This window comes from Paenibacillus sp. Mc5Re-14 (assembly GCF_001049835.1).
GTDB lineage: Bacteria > Bacillota > Bacilli > Paenibacillales > Paenibacillaceae > Paenibacillus > Paenibacillus polymyxa_C.
This window is the reverse complement of the sequence record NZ_CVPD01000001.1, coordinates 1,640,404-1,660,487: the sequence shown is the minus strand read 5'-3', so window position 1 is coordinate 1,660,487 and position 20,084 is coordinate 1,640,404. Positions and strand designations below refer to the sequence as shown.

Here is a 20,084-nt window from a genome sequence, read left to right as displayed (position 1 = left end):
TTAGAATGGTTGCCATCTTAGCTTAGAGGCTTGAGCATAGCGCGCCTCCACCTCAGGCCAGTTGACGACATGCCACCAATCTTCGATGTATTTATTACGTTCGGCCTGATGCTTTAAGTAATATGCGTGTTCCCACACATCGATCGCCAGCAGCGGAATAGACTCCCATTGAGTCAGGTTCTGGTGCTTTTCGGCCTGCAAAATTTCAAGCCGCCCGGCGCGCGGGCTCCATACCAGGATAGCCCAGCCGCCGCCCTCGACCTTTTCGGCTGCCGAACTAAATTGCTTTTTGAAGGCATCGTAGCTGCCAAAATCCTTTTTAATCTGTTCAGCCAGCGGTCCGCTTGGGTTTCCACCGCCTTGAGGGCTCATGATCGTCCAAAAAAGAGTATGCAGATAATGACCTGCACCGTTAAATGCCAGTTCACGTTCCCAATGCTTTACGAGGTCAAAATCACCTGTTTTTCGGGCTTCTTCCAGTTTCTTTTCCGCTTTATTCAGATCATTCACATAGCTCAAATGATGCTTGTTATGGTGAATACGCATCGTTTTTTCATCAATGTACGGTTCAAGCGCATTATAAGGGTAAGGAAGCGGAGGGAGCCGATGTCCCCCAATAGGGACCGGGCGACCGACTAAGGATTTTTCCGCTGCTGAAGGTTGCGTCTGACCGGACTGGACGCCTTTAGTAGCCCCAGAACCTTCTCCTCTCATGCTGGCATGCCTCTCTCGAAACGCTTGCTCCGGGTAATCCTCACCCTCTGCCGCTACATGATACAACCCAGCGGCTCGTGCGATGGAGCCGGGCTCTTGAAAGGGAGTTGTCGAAATCAGGAAATATTGACTTTCATGTGCTGCGTGTATTACAACTCCGGCGGATTTTGGCTGTTGACGCAATGCATGACTGTGCTCGGTCAGCAAACCTAGCTGCCGTACATATTCTTGTGATTGACGGTTCGCAGTTTGCAGCAAATCGTCCAGTCGACGATTTAATTCTTGAGAGGCAGACTGTGAATTCAAGCCTGATTCGGACAACGGTTTCTCTCCAGTTGCTGATGCGTCTGATCCCCTTGAATGTGCTGATGGTTTATCCAGCTGGTGTGTATGAGCTTGGGGGGCAGACGACGCTTTTTTCTCCTGATGTTGCCATGCCTGTTCTACCGGATCAAGCGCGCTCCGTTGCTCTTCAAGCAACTCTATGGCGGCCCGTTCCGTTTGTTCAAATACGGTTCGCCAATCATCCAGCAGCCGCACATAAGCAGGTTCTAGCCCTTCAGTAGCGGATTTAATCACTTCCACATGCCAACTTTCCTGCTGCTTCCAATGACGAATTTCCTCCAGCACACGTAAGGGCAGGAAAGACCCATAAGTACTCAGCATCGTTTTTACCTCCCGTATCCCACTATGGCTATCCGGCAGATCTAGCAGATCTGTCCTGGATGCATATGTACCCAGTATATTCGCCGTCTCATCGGGAATATGTCTATGAACTTCCTTCATCAGGTTATACCTGTTGTGCAGAACAATAATTAATCGTGGAAAATAAAAAAAGAAGCCTGTCTACGGCACGGGTTAAGTGTCCATAGGCAGACTTCTTCAAGGCGATGAATGCTTATTTCGAAAATAATTCTTTACTTCGTAGTCGTTTGTTTATGGGCAGCAGCCGTGGTTTTCTTGTCCTCCAGCTCCTGCACATTGCTTAAAAACGTCGATACCCGCCGCAAATATTCACGAGGGTGCTCTCTGAAAATAAGCTCATGTATCCCGTTTTTGACAATCCATACACTGGAAAGCGGGTTGGTCTGATTGGCAGCGAGCTTTTCCGCAATGGGGTAAGGGGCCTTTTCATCCTGTGTACCATGCACAAACATGATTGGAAACGGATAGTCCTCTTTTTTAACCTCCTGATATGGAATCTGATGCAAACTGGTGCCGTTCAAGACTGGAAACAGCAACTCCAGTATTTCCAAAGATGGATGTCTCGGCAAATTAATTTGATTGTGAATGTTATGGTAGAGCGTATCCGGTTCCAGTAGGAAGGTGCTGTCCAAAATCATCGCGTCCACATCTTTGGTTTGCAAACCCGCCTGAAGAGCGGTTCCTGCTCCCATAGAGAAGCCCCATACAATAATTTCCGACGAGCCGCGTTGTTTTGCAAGCTGGATGGCCCCAAGAAGCTGTTGGGATTCTGCCTTGCCTCCGGTTGCGACGGCCTTGCTGTTTTGTGACGCAAATCCGTAATCGAACATGACCACATTAAAGTTCAAGCTATGGGCATAATGCGCCAGATCATACATGGGAATCCAGCTTTCTTCGCGGTTAGCTCCATAGCCATGACTAAAAATTATGGTTTTCCGCGATTGATCTGCCGGGATATACCAGCCTTGTACCATGCGGCTACCATCCTTGGCTGGGAAGCTGACTTCCTCATAAGGCATACCTTTGGCCTGCATCGGATTAGAGTATAATGGCGCGACGGTGGGATTCGTAAGCACCCAGGCGATGTAAGCATGCAAGGCAATAAAACAAAACAATAGAAAAAATACGACCGACAGCAGCAGAGCAATCACAACGTGCTTGAACCGCAGCATACGGGGATTAAAGAGTGGGGTGGACGGCTCCTGAACAGCGGTCTGTAGCTGAGCGTTGCGCTGGGATGTCGAAATCATGTAAGAGCCTCCTTATATAGAATTGATCTTCGAATCATAAAATTTAGGTATAATTCCACTTGAAAATAGTAGGGTATGTCCGTATAGATACCTATTATCGTATGATGGGTATTATCCAAAGTCAACGTCTGAACCGGAAAAGTAAAAATGATGCAAAGAATTGTCGATGTTTGTTCTTGTTCTGTAATATGGTTGTCACAAAAACATCGGTTTACAGTAGCCGCGACTATTCTATATAATTTATGTAACCATGTTTCATAGTGTGAAACGAATATGGATACAAGAGGAGCGGTTCACGATGGAAGACCGTAAATTAACCGTCCGCGCTGTAGAGCGTGCACTTGATATACTGCTGTGTTTTACCGCAGAATCTGATCTTGGTCTAACGGAGATTGCCTCCCAAATTGGTCTACATAAAAGCACTGTTCATCGTCTTTTGACTACGCTAGAGGATCGGGGATTTGTCGTTCGGAATGCCGAAACGGAAAAATATCGGCTTGGTTTTCGCATATGGGAGCTGTCGACGCATCTGTCCCAAAGCGATGAGCCGGCGGTGTTGTTACAGCCTGCAATGGAAGGACTGCGTGATCGCTTAGGGGAGACGGTCAGCTTGTACCTGCGGGATGGAAGCATGCGTATTCGCATACAAGCCGTGCAGAGCAATCAGGCGATCCGCAGGGTTGCTCCCGTGGGAGCGCGTATGCCGCTGGCTGTGGGAGCCTCCAGCAAGGTGCTGGCGGCCTTTATGCCGCCACAGGAGCTGGAGGTACTGCTAAGCAGTGAAGAATGGCCTCCCTCAGTAGATACTGAGGTATATAAAGCCCAGCTGCAGGACATTCGCGAGAAGGGGTATGCGACTAGCTATGAAGAACGTGAGCCAGGAGCTGCGGCTGTGGCCGCGCCTATTGTGAACCGAAAGGGGCAGGTCGCGGCGGCTTTATCTGTATCCGGCCCGGTCAGTCGACTTGCGCCTGAGACGCTGCATGATTTTGCTCCGGTTTTGATCGAAGCAGCTAAGGAAATGGGGCTTATGCTCCCGTAACAGTAATCAATACAAAAGGAAATCATACAAGGGTTGCCAAAGCTATAAATTTAAAGTAGTCTGATAGAGATGGCGGATGTCTGTTATAGCCGCCAATTCATGTGAATAGAAAGTATCACAGTTACTGGGGGAGCCTGTAATGCAGGCTGAGATGGAATCGGGCAAGATTCCGGACCCTTTGCACCTGATCTGGATCATACCAGCGTAGGGAAGTAATCGGCCATTGAAATGTATACGCAGCTGCTGTCTGCGGTGACGCATAGGGTTTTATTCCATGTGCGTGCTGTCTGGATAGCTGCCTCGTTTGATTAGCCGGTTCCCTAGGGAACCGGCTTTTTTGCATAGATCAGCGCCACCCTCGGAATGGTTCCGGATCGGTGTGTCATTTCAACGATACGGGAGGAATGGATCATGAAATCGATGGAAACCGAAGGAACAAAAGAAACAGGAATGAAATCAACAGCAGTAGAGAAGACAAGTGCGGAGCAATCCAGTAGGGTTAATTCTTTCCCGGGGAGCCGCAAGGTGTATATTCAAGGTTCTCGGCCGGACATTGCCGTGCCAGAGCGTGAAATCGCGCTGCATCCCACACATACGCCGCAGGGGATAGAGTATCATGAGCCACTGCGTGTGTACGATACCAGCGGTCCGATGACAGATGAAGCCTATCAGGTAGATATTCGTCAGGGCTTGCCACCATTACGGCGAGCTTGGGCACTGGAACGGGGGGATGTGGAGGCTTACGCGGGCCGCGCCGTCAAGCCGGAGGATAATGGACTGAAACCCGGCTCCAAACGGGAAACAGTGGAATTTCCCGGCGTGACTAACCGTCCGCTTCGGGCTTCACAAGGGCGCACTGTGACGCAAATGCATTATGCGCGGCAAGGGATCATTACGCCTGAAATGGAATTTGCGGCGATCCGTGAAGGAGTGGAGCCCGAGTTTGTGCGGCAGGAGTTGGCGGCTGGACGAGCCATTTTACCTTCAAATATCAATCACCCGGAAAGCGAGCCCATGGTCATAGGGCGCCATTTTCACGTGAAGATCAATGCAAACATTGGAAATTCCGCGGTTACGTCCTCCATCGAGGAGGAAGTGGAGAAGATGACCTGGGCGGTACGCTGGGGCTCAGACACCGTCATGGACCTGTCCACAGGTCGTAATATCCACACAACGCGTGAATGGATTATTAGGAATTCACCCGTACCGATTGGGACGGTGCCGCTATATCAGGCACTGGAAAAGGTGAACGGCGAAGCAGAGAAGCTGACGTGGGAGCTGTATCGAGACACACTGATTGAGCAGGCGGAGCAAGGAGTGGACTATTTTACAATTCATGCGGGAGTATTGCTGCGATATATACCGATGACGGCGAATAGAATGACGGGAATTGTATCCCGGGGCGGGTCGATTATGGCAGCTTGGTGCCTTGCGCACCATCAGGAGAACTTTTTGTATACGCATTTTGAAGAAATCTGTGAAATTATGAAAACCTACGATGTGGCCTTTTCTCTCGGGGATGGTCTGCGTCCGGGTAGTATCTATGATGCGAATGATGAAGCACAATTTGCAGAGCTGAAGACGTTGGGCGAGCTAACGCAAATCGCATGGAAGCATGATGTCCAGGTCATGATTGAAGGGCCGGGACATGTCCCTATGCACAAAATCAAGGAGAATGTGGATTTACAAATGGAAATTTGTAAGGAGGCTCCCTTTTATACTTTAGGACCGCTGACGACGGATATCGCACCAGGATATGATCATATTACCTCAGCTATCGGGGCGGCCATGATCGGTTGGTTCGGGACGTCCATGCTGTGCTATGTTACGCCGAAGGAGCACTTGGGTCTGCCGAACAAGGATGATGTCCGCGAGGGAGTTATTACCTACAAAATTGCCGCACATGCTGCCGATCTGGCGAAGGGCCATCCACGTGCACAGCAGCGGGACGATGCTTTGTCCAAGGCGCGTTTTGAATTCCGCTGGCACGATCAGTTCAATCTTTCGCTTGACCCTGAGCGGGCCTTGTCCTACCATGATGAAACACTACCGGCAGAGGGGGCCAAGGAAGCACACTTTTGCTCGATGTGCGGTCCTAAGTTTTGCAGTATGCGTATCACACAGGACATTCGTGCCTATGCGGCAGATAAGAAACTGAATACCGAGGAAGCCGTCGTCGCCGGGATGCGTGAGAAGGCAGAGCAGTATCGGGATGGCGAGCGATAAATCGGTAGCGATACGAAAGTCAATCAACTGGGAAGCCTCAACAAATAGTACAGTTAAGCTCGTCAGAGGTTTATTTCCATGAATGTATGAGTTTAGGTTTAGAAACGCGTGAGATAGCAAAAAGCCGTGGTTCTCTACAGTCGATGTAGAAAACTACGGCTTTTCAGCTTATGTAAAGCGAGATATGCACTGGATTAACGGAGCTTTATTTTTTACCCATTTTTTCATTCAAAATGTCCTGAAAGCTGAGCTTCTTCTCCGAGCTATCTTCTTTCTTCTGCATACTCACCGCGTTGGCACGTTGGTATTGGTGGTGAAAGGGCATCAGGGTGTGGACAGTTAAGTTCATTGTATTCATGTGGGTCATTCCTCCAATTCCATATTGTCAAATTCAGATTGAGTTGCTTAGGACAACTGTATAGGACTATTTATATGTACTTGATGTCGTAATGCCATGTAGGTTGCTTGGTAAGGTTTCAATCATTATACCCGCATTTATCCAAAGTAAAACGCTTTTGCCATAAAACAGGAAAATGGTCGTATGTGTCCAAAATGTGTATTAGGAGGATGGTCATTTTAGGGGAAAATGTGCCTAGGGCCTAAACAAGGGCTAGAGGCCCGTTTTCTTAGTTTAGTAGTCGGGATTGTGTTTTTTTGTCGAATAACCTTGTATTAGCAGAATTTTGCGGAATTCTAAGCTTGGACTAAGGCAGTCTGGTGGCGAATTAAAGTGTCAAAGTTGTATTGACTTTATGTTGGGTAGTAGATACCATGAACTGGTTGTCAGCGTATTTTGGCAAGAAGAGTCAGCCAATCCATCTGGCAATTCATCCGTTGAAATGTTAGAGAGAGGATTAGAGCATATATGAAAAAAAGTATTGCAGATATCGTATTTATTATTCTGGGTGCGTTTTTTTTCGCGCTGGCTGTTAATCTGTATGTGATCCCGAATGAGTTTGGCGAGGGGGGCGTTACAGGGGTCACGATCATCTTGTACTACCTGTTTCAGTGGTCTCCCTCGATCGTCAATCTGGTGATTAATGGCTTGCTGCTGATTGTTGGATATAAATTTTTGGACAAGAGAACGACCTTGTACACTATAATTGCGGTCGCATTTAACTCATTGTTTTTGCATTTAACGGTCAACTGGCGGATTGATTCGCATGAGCCGACGATTAATGCTGTATTTGCCGGAGTTTTGGTAGGGGTTGGAATTGGCTTAATTGTACGGGTCGGTGGTACAACGGCAGGAACCGTCATTTTAGCCCGGATCGCTAACAAATATCTGGATTGGAATATCAGCTATGCCTTGTTGTTTTTTGATCTGATTGTTGCATTCTCTTCCTATTTTATTATTGGTCCGGAAAAATTGATGCTGACTATCGTTATTTTGTACGTTGGTACGAAGGTGATGGACTTCATGATTGAAGGACTGAACCCGAAAAAAGCGGTCATGATCATTTCGGAGCACCAAGATAAAATTGCCGAGATGGTCATTACGCAAATGGACCGTGGAGTTACCGTCCTGTCAGGACACGGATATTACACCAAAAATCCAAAAGAAGTCCTATATATCGTCATTAGTAAACAAGAGGTGTCCGCGCTTAAAAAGATTGTGAAAGCTATCGATACAGCAGCGTTTATTACCATTCATGATGTACGGGATGTGTTCGGAGAGGGCTTTTTGGATATTTCGAAGTAATTGGCAAGCGAAGGTAAGAGAATAAGAGAACATGGTTGGAAGCCGGTCCTGAGTGGGTCGGCTTTTTTTCATTTAGCAGTGGGAATGTCCTTTACTAACCGCTTAGTTGGTTTGAAGTAGGATTAGGACAAGAAGTTAATGTGTATATGGTACTCGCCTCTTTTTTTTCCACGATGATTAGTTTTATTATTTCTCTCTTACTAAGCCAGGGAAGTAAAAATATAGACTGCTGATCTGTGTATCATATAAATTGTTTAGCTCTAATAAGGAGGATTTTCATGCGAAGTAGATTAAATATTTTAAATTTATTTTCCATTCTTCTTTCTATTGTGCCCTTCAGTATCTACTTGTTTATCTATCCGACAATGCCGAGAAATGTAGCAATCCACTACAATTTCAATGATGTGGCTGATCGTTTTGTTGACAAATCCTCCCCTGAAGTATGGTTGTTGTGTGCACTTAGCTTCATAGCTTTTGTAATTATGCTTTTTCTCCAGCCTTTTCTCAGACGTCAGTTCAAGAGCGAAGAAAGTTCTACAATCATGAAAAGCCTGCCTGGTCTCTTCACGCTTCTTATAACCCTAGTGTTCTCAATCCTTGGAATATGTTTTCTCCTGAATGCTTCGAGCATGTAAAAAATCCCCTCTCAGTTGCAGTTTACACCGCATTTGGGAGGGGATTTTCATGATTCAATCGATCATTACGCTTGAATCATTTGACGCAATACGGTTTGCAAAATACCACCGTTGTGGTAGTAGTCGATATCGACGGTGCTGTCCAGACGGGCAGTGACTGGGAATTCGAACTTGGTGCCATCTTCGCGTTTGGCTACAACCGTAAGTTCTTGACCTGGTTTCACGTCATTGTCAATGCCGAGGATGTCGAAGGTTTCGCGACCATTGAGACCCAAGCTGGACCAGCCATAGCCTTCCTGGAATTGCAGCGGCAGTACACCCATGCCGACCAGGTTACTGCGGTGAATCCGCTCGAAGCTTTCAGCAATGACGGCTTTAACACCTAACAACAGTGTACCTTTGGCCGCCCAGTCACGGGAGCTGCCTGTGCCGTATTCCTTGCCGGCAATGACGATCAGGTTCTGATCGGCTGCCTGATATTTCATGGACGCATCATAGATGGACATTTCCTCATCTGTTGGCAAGTACTTGGTCACACCGCCCTCGGTGCCTGGAGCTACATTATTGCGGATTCGGATGTTGGCGAATGTACCGCGCATCATGACTTCATGGTTACCGCGACGAGAGCCGTAGGAGTTGAAGTCCTTGCGTTCAACACCATGCTCCTTCAAGTACAGTCCTGCCGGGCTGGAAGGGGCGATGTTGCCTGCTGGCGAGATGTGGTCAGTCGTGACCGAATCATTCAGCAGGGCAAGTACACGGGCATTACGGATTTCCATGATATCCTGCACACCATCTTGAAGTCCTTCAAAGAACGGCGGATTTTGAATATAAGTTGAGTTTTCATCCCACTCATACAATTCGCCTTCAGGAACCGGAATGGAATTCCATTTTTCGTTGGCTGTAAATACATTTTCGTATTTGCGGCGGAACATATCCGGGCTGAGAGACAGGCTGATCGCTTCTTTGATTTCTTCGGAAGAAGGCCAGATATCTTTCAGGTAGACAGGCTGATTGTCCTGATCATAACCAAGCGGGTCATTCGTCAAATCAATGTTCACCGTACCTGCCAGCGCGTAAGCGACAACCAGTGGCGGCGAACCAAGATAGTTGGCTTTGACCTGCGCATGCACACGTCCTTCAAAGTTCCGGTTACCGGAAATGACTGCGCCGACGGTCAGATCATGGTCTGTAATGGCCTGGCTCACTTCGTCAGGAAGTGGACCGGAGTTACCGATACAGGTCGCGCAGCCGTAGCCTGCAACATGGAAGCCGAGGGCTTCGAGTGGTTCGATCAGCCCGGCTTTTTGCAGGTATTCCGTTACAACAAGGGAACCTGGTGTCAAGCTTGTTTTAACATAGCCTGGCTTTTTGAGCCCGCGTTGTACTGCCTTTTTGGCGAGCAAGCCCGCGCCTAGCATAACGCTTGGGTTGGAGGTGTTCGTGCAGCTTGTAATCGCTGCAATCACGACTGAGCCAGTACCCAGTTCACTGGTGGAGCCGTCCGGATGGGTCAGTGGAACCTTCTGTGCAATCTTTTCATCGCTCAGTCCATAGCCGCCTTTGTCTACCGGGGTACGGATAATGCCTTCGAAGGTTTCTTTCATGCGGCTGAGCTCAACACGGTCCTGCGGACGTTTGGGTCCGGCGAGACTCGGTACAACCGAAGCCAGATCCAGCTCAATCGTATCGCTGAACACAGGGTCTGGGGTATCGGCTGTGCGGAACATGCCTTGAGCTTTGTAATATTCCTCTACGAGGCTGACTTGCTCATCGGTACGTCCGGTGCTGCGCAGGTAAGCCAGCGTTTCGGCATCAACTGGGAAAAAGCCGATCGTTGCGCCGTATTCCGGTGCCATGTTGGCCACAGTCGCACGGTCAGCCAAGCTGATGTTGGCCAGACCTGGGCCGTAAAATTCTACGAATTTCCCGACCACGCCTTTTTTACGCAGCATTTGCGTAACTGTTAGCGCCAGGTCCGTAGCGGTAGCACCTTCTGACAGACTGCCTGTCAGTTTGAAGCCGATCACATCGGGAGTGACAAAATACAACGGCTGCCCCAGCATACCGGCCTCTGCCTCAATCCCGCCGACACCCCAGCCCACAACACCCAGCCCGTTAATCATCGTCGTATGGGAGTCCGTTCCCACGAGGGAATCTGGGAAGACCACGGTTTCGCCGTCGATGGTTTTGGTCGCGGCTACGGAGGCGAGATACTCTAGATTAACCTGATGAACGATACCAGTGGACGGCGGCACCGCACGGAAGTTATTGAATGCCGTTTGCGCCCAGCGCAGAAAACGATACCGTTCTTCGTTGCGTTCAAACTCTACATTAATATTGTAGTCCAGCGCGTCACTGGTACCGAAAGCATCAACCATAACCGAGTGGTCGATTACGAGATCGACGGGAACGAGCGGGTTGATTTGTTTCGGATCGCCGCCCGCTTTTTTCACCGTATCACGCATGGCCGCCAAATCGACAACCACCGGGACGCCTGTAAAATCCTGAAGCACGATACGTGCAGGAATGAACGGGATTTCCTTGTTGGTGTCACGATCCTCAGCCCAGCCTGTCAGTTGCTGCACATGTTCCTCAGTAATGGCGCGTCCGTCAAACTGGCGAACCGCAGCTTCCAGCAACACTTTAATGGAGAAAGGCAGCTTGGCAACACCGCTTTTTCCTTGTTCCTCCAGTGCCTTAAGACTATAGTAGCGATAAGGCTTCCCGTTAACTTCCAAGCTACGGGCAATGGAGAATTGATCTTTTCCTGACATAAGTATTACCTCCTTGAAGTGGATGCTTGCGGGAAAATAGGGATGTCTTTTTTCGACGTCTTGCACAATTTGGTTTTAATTGGTTGCGTTCTCAATTTCATCTTCAGCGGTTCATCGTAAGTTAAGAGGTTGAGATGAATGTAATTCGTTTCATTAGATGAAACATGATTTCAAAATGATTGCTTTTGGATTAAGTATACCGTTTTCAGACGGTTCCGTAAAGTTTTTTTGACCTAAATTATGCGTGTCAGACTGGAAAATAAAACGTTCCGTTCCCCCGCGTTTTTCGATGTTCATACCAAGCTTTAGAGATTCATACTTATAGATAGAGAGCATATCAGACCAGAGAGGAAAGAAAGGAAGTTATATATCGGCGAGGTTATCCCCAAATAAGGATAGCAAGACGAAAAATGGAGGGATAGGGATGGGGGAGCGGGAATGGAAACAGGCCCTTTTTGCTTACGTGAATCAGTACAATCGCAGTGAGGTAAATGGTGTACCACAGCCGGATGAGTACCTGGAGGTGGGCCAGCGAATGGAGCGGGCAGCACGTGCGGCCAGGTTGGAGCAGTGGTACAGCGAACGGGACGCTGTACCCCTACGCAGCGAGACACGAGCCAAGCCGATACGAATAGTGCAGGATACCCCAGATGAGGCAGTGGTCGATGTACAACTGCATGTGCGGCTCTTTTATGAGAAGGGCGGGATGACTCACCGGGAGGATCGGATTGAACGGGAGCGCCTAACGTTTACACGCGAGGGTGAAGCCTGGCAGGTGACGAGGATTGAGCGTGATCCGGCAGAAAGAAAGCCAGCGGGAGGAGAGGTTCCTTTCGAACAAGCGTCGTTTAATCAGGGAGGAAGTCTGCCGCTGCTAAATCGTGGTGTGCTGGGCTTCGGTTCATCAGCACGCCCCAGTCGATATCGCCGTGAAGAAGCAGCGGCCTATGCAGATCAGTGGTGGGATAGTTTTAACCCGGAGTTTGAGGCTTTTGATGTGGATTGCACCAACTATATCTCGCAGTGCCTCTTTGCAGGTGGTGCACCGATCCACTATACTGGTAAAAGAGAATCGGGCTGGTGGTATAAAGGACGGGTCGCCGGACGTGAGCTGTGGAGTTATAGCTGGGCGGTTTCCAACAGTCTGGAACGGTATTTGGGTTCCAGTTCCTGGGGGTTGACCGCAGAGCAGGTGAGTCGACCGGAGCAGCTCATGCTGGGGGACGTCATTTTTTATGATTGGGATGGTGACGGAACTTTCCAGCACAGCACGGTGGTAACGGCCTTTGATGCTGGCGGCATGCCGCTAGTCAATGCACATACGGTAAGCTCCAGACATCGTTATTGGGACTATAAAAATTCGTATGCGTGGACGGACAATACGGTATATCGCTTTTATCACATCGCCGACTATTTTTAAATGAGATGATGGATAACAGGTACAGTGAAGCAAATCAGGCACAATGACGAAAGCAAGAAAGCGGAGGATAGGCATGGCAAATCAAAAATTGACCGTAGGGCTGGTGTACGGTGGTAAATCGGGCGAACATGAGGTATCGCTGCAAACGGCGTATGCGGTAATGAACGCTTTTAACTATGAGAAATACGAGATTATTCCTTTTTATATTACGAAGGCTGGCGATTGGCGTAGAGGGACGCTGTTAAATGCGCCTCTGACTACTGTAGAGCAATTGAAGCTGGAGCATGCTGAGGGCGGCACCAAGGCGGCATTAGATACGTTGTTCGGCAAGCTGTATGGAGAGCAGACACTGGATGTACTGTTTCCGCTGCTGCATGGCACCTTTGGCGAGGACGGAACGATTCAGGGTCTGTTCGAAATGGCGGATATGCCCTATGTCGGGGCAGGAGTGCTGGCTTCGGCAGCAGGTATGGATAAAGGCGTCATGAAGAAGCTGTTTGAGCATGCAGGATTGCCGCAAGTGAAATACTGCTATTTTAATAGTACACAGTGGGCACAAACCGGTCATGACTTGGTGCGTAACATTGAAACTGAGCTAGGTTATCCTTGCTTTGTCAAACCAGCCAATCTGGGATCAAGTGTCGGTATTTCCAAAGCGAGTAACCGAGAAGAACTGGAAAAGGCTGTAGATCTGGCTTTGCAATTTGATCTGAAGGTGATCGTGGAAGAGTACGTCGATGCCCGTGAGATTGAGGTCAGCGTACTTGGTAATGATGAGCCGATTGCCTCGGTACCGGGTGAAATTGTGTCGTCGAGTGATTACTACGACTATGCTGCCAAATATACCGATGGTCAATCGGAAATGCTCATTCCGGCACCACTGGACGAGGAAGTGGCAGATCGTATCCGTGAATCCGCATTGCAAGCTTTCCGCGCTCTGGAAGGTTGCGGGATTTCCCGTGCAGATTTCTTCGTCAGACGCTCAGATGGACATATCCTTATTAATGAAGTGAATACGATGCCTGGCTTTACACCGTTCAGCATGTATCCATTGTTGTGGAGAGAAACCGGCGTATCCTATGTAAGTCTACTGGATCGCATGATTGCTCTTGCACTGGAGCGTTATGAGCGCCGGTCGGCACTGCACTATGAGAACTCATAAACGAAAAAAATGAAGGGGAGCTGATCACTCTCCTTTTTGTTCATATATATTGATGTACTTGAGCATTTTACCAAACCCTTAAATATGAAAGGTGGCGGCTAGACATGGGCTTTCAAACTGAATTTAACTCGGTGTGCAAATTCAAGAGCGAACAAGAACTTTATGAACTGCTGGAATATGGACGTGGCAAAATGGTTAAATCCGGACTGCGCGTTTTTCCGACAGGACAGAAGGTCATCGCATACAGCGTGGACAACGTGGCAGTAGCCATCGTTCAGATTGTGGGCTGTATCGCCGAAATCAATTTCCAAGGTGACGAAGTGACCGAGGTAGAAATGACTCTCATTCGTAAGCTGAATGAAGAGGAATCAAGAATTCAGACCGCATTGGCGGATGAAATGTTTTTTGGAGCACAGCAGCAATCCTAGCTGTTTGTTTCTTACAGTTTTGTGCAATACACCGAATCAGCAGGTGCTTTTCCGGGTATGATCAGTAGAAAAGGGGTTTAGGTCACAGAATGAAGGCGGCCTTGCCATCTACTGTAAACTGCTGAAAGGAAGGACATCTATGATCGTAAGGTTCGGATATGTTGCCATGTCAGTCACCGTGCAAAATGCATCCCCTTCTAAAACTATGACCATGGCCAGCTTTAACAAGATCGGAGACCGAGAAGCGGCGATCCGCAAGCTAGAACGGATTGCAGCCGAAAATCTCCATAATACATTGAGGCTACTGCGTCATAATCGTGCGAGTGATATTCAGGTCTATCGTTTCTCATCCAAGCTGATTCCGCTTGCGACCCATCAGGATCTGTGGGACTGGGACCCGTTTGAGGCGCTTGCCGCTGATTTTGCAGAGGTGGGGGACTATGTCAAGGCGAATAAGATGAGGGTATCGTTTCACCCCGATCATTTTACAGTGCTCAGCACTCCCCGTCCTGAAGTGTTGCAGAGCTCCATTAATGATCTGAAGTACCACGTGGCGATGCTGGAGGCCATGGGACTTGGTGCCGAAGCCAAGAACAACATTCATATTGGTGGTGCCTACGGAGATAAGGTGACCTCAGGTCAGCGTTTTGTAGAGCAAGTGAATGCCCTGGATCTTTCATTAAGACAACGGTTAACATTGGAAAATGATGATAAAACGTTCAATGCGGTGGAAACACTGGAAGCTTGCAAAATAACGGGCTTGCCGATGGTTCTCGATATTCATCATCAATGGGTCAATAACGAGGGGGAAAAGCCGTGGGAGCTATGGCCGGATATATTGGATACCTGGAAAGGGGAATTGGCTCAAGCCGGATCTTCTACTGATCATCCATTGCCGCCCAAAATTCATGCCTCCAGTCCCAAAAGTGAAAAAGACCCTCGTGGTCATGCAGACGGTGTTCTGGTGGAGCCGTTGCTGACCTTTCTGCGTAATATTGCTGGATATACGGATCGGATTGATGTCATGCTTGAAGCCAAACTTAAGGATGAAGCATTGTTCAGATTAATGAATGAACTGCGTCTTCAGGAAGATAACGGGGTCAAAGTGTTGGATGGGGCTTCCATAGAAATTACGCCTTAAAAAGTAGTATTTTGCGGATAAAGCTTCCATATGGAGAAACTTTATGAAGCTTATTGTGTATACTAGAATGTGTAAACTAGCAAACTTGTACTGAAACAGAGATGGTTAAGAGACTGTCTGCAGGGCAGATTCGTAAACCACGTAACAATGATATAGAAAGTAGAGTGAACACGTTGAACGAACATGAAAACGAAAAGGTTCCCTATATCGTATCAGGAAAAAGCTATACGGCCGTGGCTATTAATGCGGCATCCAAAGCCGGGGAATGGATTAAGAGCAGACTGGGCACTGTTGAACAATTGAATACCAAGCAATCTTCGACCGATCTAGTAACCGAGGTAGATAAAGGTGCAGAACAGATGATTCGCAGACTCATCCTCACCCATTTTCCCGATCATGCCATTTTGGGTGAAGAAGGGGTAGAGCCGGGAGCTGAAGCTTCAGCCCGAGCATTAGAGGCTGCCCGTGAAGAGGAATATTTATGGATCATTGATCCGGTAGACGGCACTACCAATTTCGTGCACAGTCTGCCGTACTACAGTGTGTCTATTGCCTTGGCTCATCGTGGAGAGGTAATTGTCGGTGTAATTTATGATCCGTCCCGCGATGAAATGTTTGTAGCGGAAAAGGGAAAAGGCGCATACGTCCACGGAAATCGTATGCAAGCATCGAAAGAAGAAACGCTGGGAGATAGTCTGGTGTGCATCGGCTTCCCGCCGGATCGTACGTATGCACAACCGTTGAATATGAAAATTACGCAGGTTCTTACACCTCAAGTACGGGGCATTCGGGCGCTCGGCTCGGCAGCCTTGCATTTGGCTTATGTGGCGTCGGGACGTTTGTCCGCTTATTGCGAAATCGGTTTGAATGCCTGGGATGTGGCCGCGGGTGCTTTGTTGGTACAGGAATCAGGAGGCACCATTACGAACACATTAGGCCAACCTTATGACCTGAGTGTACGGCATGTTGTAGCTACGAATACAGCTATTCATTCTCAACTTATTCAAGTGCTGAAAGAAGCGGACGCAACCGGGTTATAATACTACGTAACCATCATCCTGAAGGAGGAAATCGCGATGAGCCAATCCGAAGAATTGGAACGCCAGCTCAGTGAACTGCTGACGGAAGGCGAAATTCGTGAGAATGAGGCCAAAAAACGGGAACGACTCAGCCCCAAATATGAGGTGCGGGTTCAGAATCAAATGGACCCTATTGTCGAAGAGACGCGAAAATACCGGAGTATGGCACGTGAACTTGATGACCGATATGACGAATATATGAGCAAGGCGGACAAATCGAAAGCAAACGATCAACGCTAAGCAAACCCAAATACCTCTTGCCGAATGACCAAGGCATGGGGTATTTTGTATAATATATAGAGTTTTCTCCATTTTGAGCTGGACCGTGCAGGATGAGCGAAGGAGGCGACATGTACTGATTACCTATTTTAAGAGCGCTTACAAAAATGCTGGAATCCATCATAAGATGGTACTGCTGATTACGGTACTCATGCTGGTTAATTTTGCGGTTGTTGCAGTCATACTTAAATACGTATTTCATATTTATGATAATCAAATGTACAAAAAGACATCCGAGGTACTCAATATTTCTTCAATTGGCATTGAAAATGAACTGAAGGATGTTGAAAAGGTTACTTTTAAGGTAATAACGGACGAGCAGCTTCAGCGTTATTTGCTCCAGTTGGAAAAGGAAACGTCACCTTATGTCAAAATGGTACTGCGCAAAAAAATAACGAATAGGCTTATTGCCTTTGCCGGCTCTGAAACCTATGTCTATTCTATGATGGTAATCGACAAAGAGGGACAGGTGATGAGTGCGGGCAACCGCGAAGGTATCCCCCAAGAGCTTCGATCCACCCTGTCGGAGTTGGCAGACGAATATGACGGCTCCCATGCATGGTATGCGGCAGGCCATTCCTCCTTGCTGGCAGCACGGCAATTCAAATCTTTTACCGATTCCAATTTTACGCTGAACGGGTTTGGAACGCTTGCGATTCGTGTGCGAATTGACCGGATTGTAGCGGATCGTGTGCAGACCTCCGGCCGTGACGGACAGTTAATGATTACAGACGGAAGACGGATGATCTATCCCGAAACACCGCTTTTGAGTGAGAGCGATATTCAGGCAGAGCTTGGACGGAAGCAGCCTTACGGGATCGCGACCTATACAGGCGGGACCTTTTTTGCTGCTCAAATCAAATCCTCTTATACGGGCTGGACGTATTTACATATGACTCCCTTTGATGATATGTTTCGCAGTATTACGATAATCAAAGAAATTGTAAGCGCTATTTTTGTCATTATGCTCCTTATTGCATTGGCGCTAGGAGCTAGGCTGTCGGGCAGCATTACGCAACCGATCGTTCAGTTGATCCAGAACATGCGTAAAATAGAAAAAGGCGATCTCGACCGTCTGGAAGAGGAAGCGCTTGGAGCGGTCCCCCTTTCCACACAGGATGAGGTAGGCTTACTACATCGGACGTATAAGAAGATGATCCGCCGTATCCGTGAGCTTATTAATGAGAATGTTGCCAAGCAGCTACTGCTGCGGGAAACAGAGCTAAAGGCGCTTCAGGCACAGATAAATCCACATTTTTTATACAATACATTAGAGTCTGTGAACTGGCTCGCCAAGGCCAATAAACAGGATCGGATTTCAGAAATGGTGGAAGCCCTTGCTTTTTTATTACGCAGCGCGGTCAGTTTTGAAGAACAGCTGATTCCGCTTCAAAAAGAGCTGGATATCGTGAGAAGCTACGTAACGATCCAAAAAACACGTTTTGATGAACGTCTCGTTTTCCATCTCGATGTCCCGGAAGAATTGATGGACGCGCAAATTCCGAAGCTAACACTTCAGCCCTTGGTGGAGAATGCAATCCATTATGCGCTGGAGCCGCGTATTGAACCGTGTCGGATCACGATTGTGGTCAGAGAAAGCGAAGGGGCGCTGTTCCTGCGGGTTGAAGATGACGGACCTGGAATGACCCCGGATTTCTTGGAAAAGCTGCGGAGCGGACAGATCACCACCCGTGGGCGGGGGATTGGACTTGCGAATATTCAAGAACGGATTAGCCTGACATTTGGTACACCTTGGGGGATAGAGCTGCATAGCGAGTCAGGAGCAGGAACGTCAATTCATGTCTGTATTCCATATGTGAAAGGGGATCAGGGTCGTGTACAAGGTGCTACTGGTTGATGATGAGCGTATGATTTTGGAAGGCATATCACAGGTGGTCGATTGGGGCAAGGCAGGAACAAGGCTGGTAGGTACGGCGCGTAATGGAATTGAGGCATACGATCAGATCCAGGCGAGTCCGCCTGATTTTGTGATCAGCGATATTTCTATGCCAGGACTGGACGGTATCGGACTCGTTGCCAAAACGACGGAGCATTTTCCAGACGTTCGGTTTATTCTGTTGTCAGGTTACAAAGATTTTGACTATGCCTGTCGGGCTATGCAATACGGGGTGAAGCACTACTTGTTGAAGCCCTGCAACGAGCGGCAAATTCATGACGCTCTGACAGAGTTGGGACAGGAGCGAGAGGAACAGGAAGAACGCAAGCAGTTTGTGAACCGGATGAAGCTTGATTTTCAGCGTATGCTGCCGCATGTGAAGGAGCATTTTTTGAAGGAGTTTATTTCCTATAAAACTTACGGCAGCCGTGATATCGCTTTTTATGAGCGTTTGTTCGGTCTGGAGTTGCAAGATAAGCAGGTTCGAATGCTGCTGCTGCGGGTGGAGGAGTCCCACGAGCCGGAGCATTTGTTTGCTTTGCAAAATATAGCAGGGGATTTAATGGATCATGTCTTGCTCAGTACGACTATGCAAGGGCAGCTGCTAATTGTGCTGGAGAGTGAGGATGACACATCTCGATTTATGAAACAGATTGAAGCGGTACGTACGACATTTTACCGCTTTTATAAGCTGGAGGTGACCGTCGCAGTTAGCGAGTCGGATAGCATGCAGCATTCGCGGGGGATGTACCGGGAGACTTTGCATTGTATGAATCACCGCTTTTACACCGGAGAGGGGAGTCTCATTACGAAGGAGGATTTGGCGGCTGAGGACACCCGGGAGATGGCAGATTTGGAGCTGGACGAGGAGAAGTTCGGTCTGCTGATCAAGGCTGGAAATAGGGAGGAAGTTGCACAGGAAGTGGATCGGCTGTTCGGCATCCTGTCCCGTATGAAGCTGGAAATCTCCGTAACCCGTTCCTATGTGCTACAGCTCTATGCGGCCATGATCCGTATATGTCCTGAAGAAGAGCGTGCGGCGTTCACGAGCCGAATGGTCGTGCTGGCAGAGCAAAAAACACTGGCATGTCTCAAATCTTTTGTACAGGAAGCTGCCGAACGAATGACCGCAATTTATTATAAAAGCAACGTATACCGCCAATCTTCCACGGTGGATAAAATGATCACTATTATTGAGCAAAATTATAGAAAATCCGATCTTTCACTGAACGGAGTGGCGGGGCAAATGCTCTATATGAATTCCGACTACTTAGGGAAAATTTTCAAAAAAGTGACGGGCGAAAACTTTTCGCACTACGTCAATCGTTACCGGATCGAACGTGCGGCTGAGCATATTCGGAAGACGGGAGACGTAAAGGTGTTTGAGCTGGCCGAATGGTTCGGCTTCGGCGGGAATGCGCAATATTTTAGCCAGGTGTTCAAAAAATGGGCAGGTATGACACCGTCCGAGTACATTAAATCATACGAACGGGGATGAGCTGCTGAGTCCCTCTGTTTTTTGAACCTTTGAAATCGGATTTGTGTATTCCAATGTTTCTCTGCATTTGGGAAAATAACTACAGGAGCAAATGTAAACGCTATTAAATTTGCGTAAGTACATTGTTAC

16 protein-coding genes and 1 riboswitch are annotated in these 20,084 nt (G+C 48.1%); of the genes, 12 read left to right on the top strand and 4 right to left on the bottom strand.

Annotation, left to right across the window (positions count from 1 at the left end):
* Both BN1546_RS07515 and BN1546_RS07510 read right to left on the bottom strand, forming a co-directional pair.
* Entirely contained in the window at positions 1–1,380 is a 1,380-nt protein-coding gene (locus tag BN1546_RS07515; RefSeq protein WP_090736905.1) for a Fe-Mn family superoxide dismutase, read from the bottom strand.
* 251 nt (positions 1,381–1,631) lie between these two features.
* On the bottom strand, positions 1,632–2,669 hold the full coding sequence (locus BN1546_RS07510) for an alpha/beta hydrolase (protein ID WP_040102139.1): 1,038 nt from the start codon (positions 2,667–2,669) through the stop codon (positions 1,632–1,634).
* 298 nt (positions 2,670–2,967) lie between these two features.
* Here BN1546_RS07510 and BN1546_RS07505 point away from each other — a divergent pair, with 298 nt between their 5' ends.
* Positions 2,968–3,711: an IclR family transcriptional regulator gene (locus BN1546_RS07505; protein ID WP_025677464.1), complete on the top strand. Its 744-nt coding sequence runs from the start codon at positions 2,968–2,970 to the stop codon at positions 3,709–3,711.
* A 116-nt stretch (positions 3,712–3,827) separates the two neighbouring features.
* Positions 3,828–3,939: riboswitch (TPP riboswitch) on the top strand.
* 222 nt (positions 3,940–4,161) lie between these two features.
* Complete coding sequence (gene thiC / locus BN1546_RS07500; RefSeq protein ID WP_129550288.1) at positions 4,162–5,937, top strand: phosphomethylpyrimidine synthase ThiC; 1,776 nt, start codon at positions 4,162–4,164, stop codon at positions 5,935–5,937.
* Positions 5,938–6,142: 205 nt separating this feature from the next.
* Here thiC and BN1546_RS27260 read toward each other — a convergent pair whose 3' ends face one another.
* Positions 6,143–6,295 (bottom strand): hypothetical protein, encoded by a 153-nt coding sequence (locus BN1546_RS27260; RefSeq protein WP_010348453.1) that lies wholly within the window; start codon positions 6,293–6,295, stop codon positions 6,143–6,145.
* Between the two features lie 507 nt (positions 6,296–6,802).
* Between BN1546_RS27260 and BN1546_RS07495 the strand changes: the two genes are divergently transcribed.
* Positions 6,803–7,639: a YitT family protein gene (locus BN1546_RS07495; protein ID WP_013369422.1), complete on the top strand. Its 837-nt coding sequence runs from the start codon at positions 6,803–6,805 to the stop codon at positions 7,637–7,639.
* Positions 7,640–7,917: 278 nt separating this feature from the next.
* A complete protein-coding gene (locus BN1546_RS07490) occupies positions 7,918–8,274 on the top strand; it encodes a DUF1648 domain-containing protein (protein WP_090736899.1) in 357 nt (118 codons plus the stop codon).
* A gap of 65 nt (positions 8,275–8,339) precedes the next feature.
* Here BN1546_RS07490 and acnA read toward each other — a convergent pair whose 3' ends face one another.
* A complete protein-coding gene (gene acnA, locus BN1546_RS07485; RefSeq protein ID WP_090736897.1) occupies positions 8,340–11,051 on the bottom strand; it encodes an aconitate hydratase AcnA in 2,712 nt (903 codons plus the stop codon).
* A gap of 424 nt (positions 11,052–11,475) precedes the next feature.
* Here acnA and BN1546_RS07480 point away from each other — a divergent pair, with 424 nt between their 5' ends.
* The 8 genes from BN1546_RS07480 to BN1546_RS07445 all read left to right on the top strand — a co-directional run bounded on the left by BN1546_RS07480 (position 11,476) and on the right by BN1546_RS07445 (position 19,955).
* On the top strand, positions 11,476–12,471 hold the full coding sequence (locus BN1546_RS07480) for an amidase domain-containing protein (RefSeq protein WP_013369425.1): 996 nt from the start codon (positions 11,476–11,478) through the stop codon (positions 12,469–12,471).
* Positions 12,472–12,544: 73 nt separating this feature from the next.
* Positions 12,545–13,633 (top strand): D-alanine--D-alanine ligase, encoded by a 1,089-nt coding sequence (locus BN1546_RS07475; protein ID WP_025677475.1) that lies wholly within the window; start codon positions 12,545–12,547, stop codon positions 13,631–13,633.
* A gap of 104 nt (positions 13,634–13,737) precedes the next feature.
* Positions 13,738–14,061, top strand: a complete 324-nt coding sequence (locus tag BN1546_RS07470) for a hypothetical protein (protein ID WP_016819326.1) — start codon at positions 13,738–13,740, stop codon at positions 14,059–14,061.
* A gap of 139 nt (positions 14,062–14,200) precedes the next feature.
* Positions 14,201–15,202 (top strand): UV DNA damage repair endonuclease UvsE, encoded by a 1,002-nt coding sequence (gene uvsE / locus BN1546_RS07465; RefSeq protein WP_090736895.1) that lies wholly within the window; start codon positions 14,201–14,203, stop codon positions 15,200–15,202.
* A 173-nt stretch (positions 15,203–15,375) separates the two neighbouring features.
* On the top strand, positions 15,376–16,242 hold the full coding sequence (locus BN1546_RS07460; protein ID WP_017428433.1) for an inositol monophosphatase family protein: 867 nt from the start codon (positions 15,376–15,378) through the stop codon (positions 16,240–16,242).
* A 36-nt stretch (positions 16,243–16,278) separates the two neighbouring features.
* Positions 16,279–16,521: a hypothetical protein gene (locus BN1546_RS07455; protein WP_090736893.1), complete on the top strand. Its 243-nt coding sequence runs from the start codon at positions 16,279–16,281 to the stop codon at positions 16,519–16,521.
* A 166-nt stretch (positions 16,522–16,687) separates the two neighbouring features.
* Entirely contained in the window at positions 16,688–18,418 is a 1,731-nt protein-coding gene (locus BN1546_RS07450; protein WP_255305570.1) for a sensor histidine kinase, read from the top strand.
* A complete protein-coding gene (locus BN1546_RS07445; RefSeq protein WP_090736891.1) occupies positions 18,396–19,955 on the top strand; it encodes a response regulator transcription factor in 1,560 nt (519 codons plus the stop codon). The genes BN1546_RS07450 and BN1546_RS07445 overlap by 23 nt, the downstream gene beginning before the upstream one ends.
* Positions 19,956–20,084 lie beyond the last annotated feature (129 nt).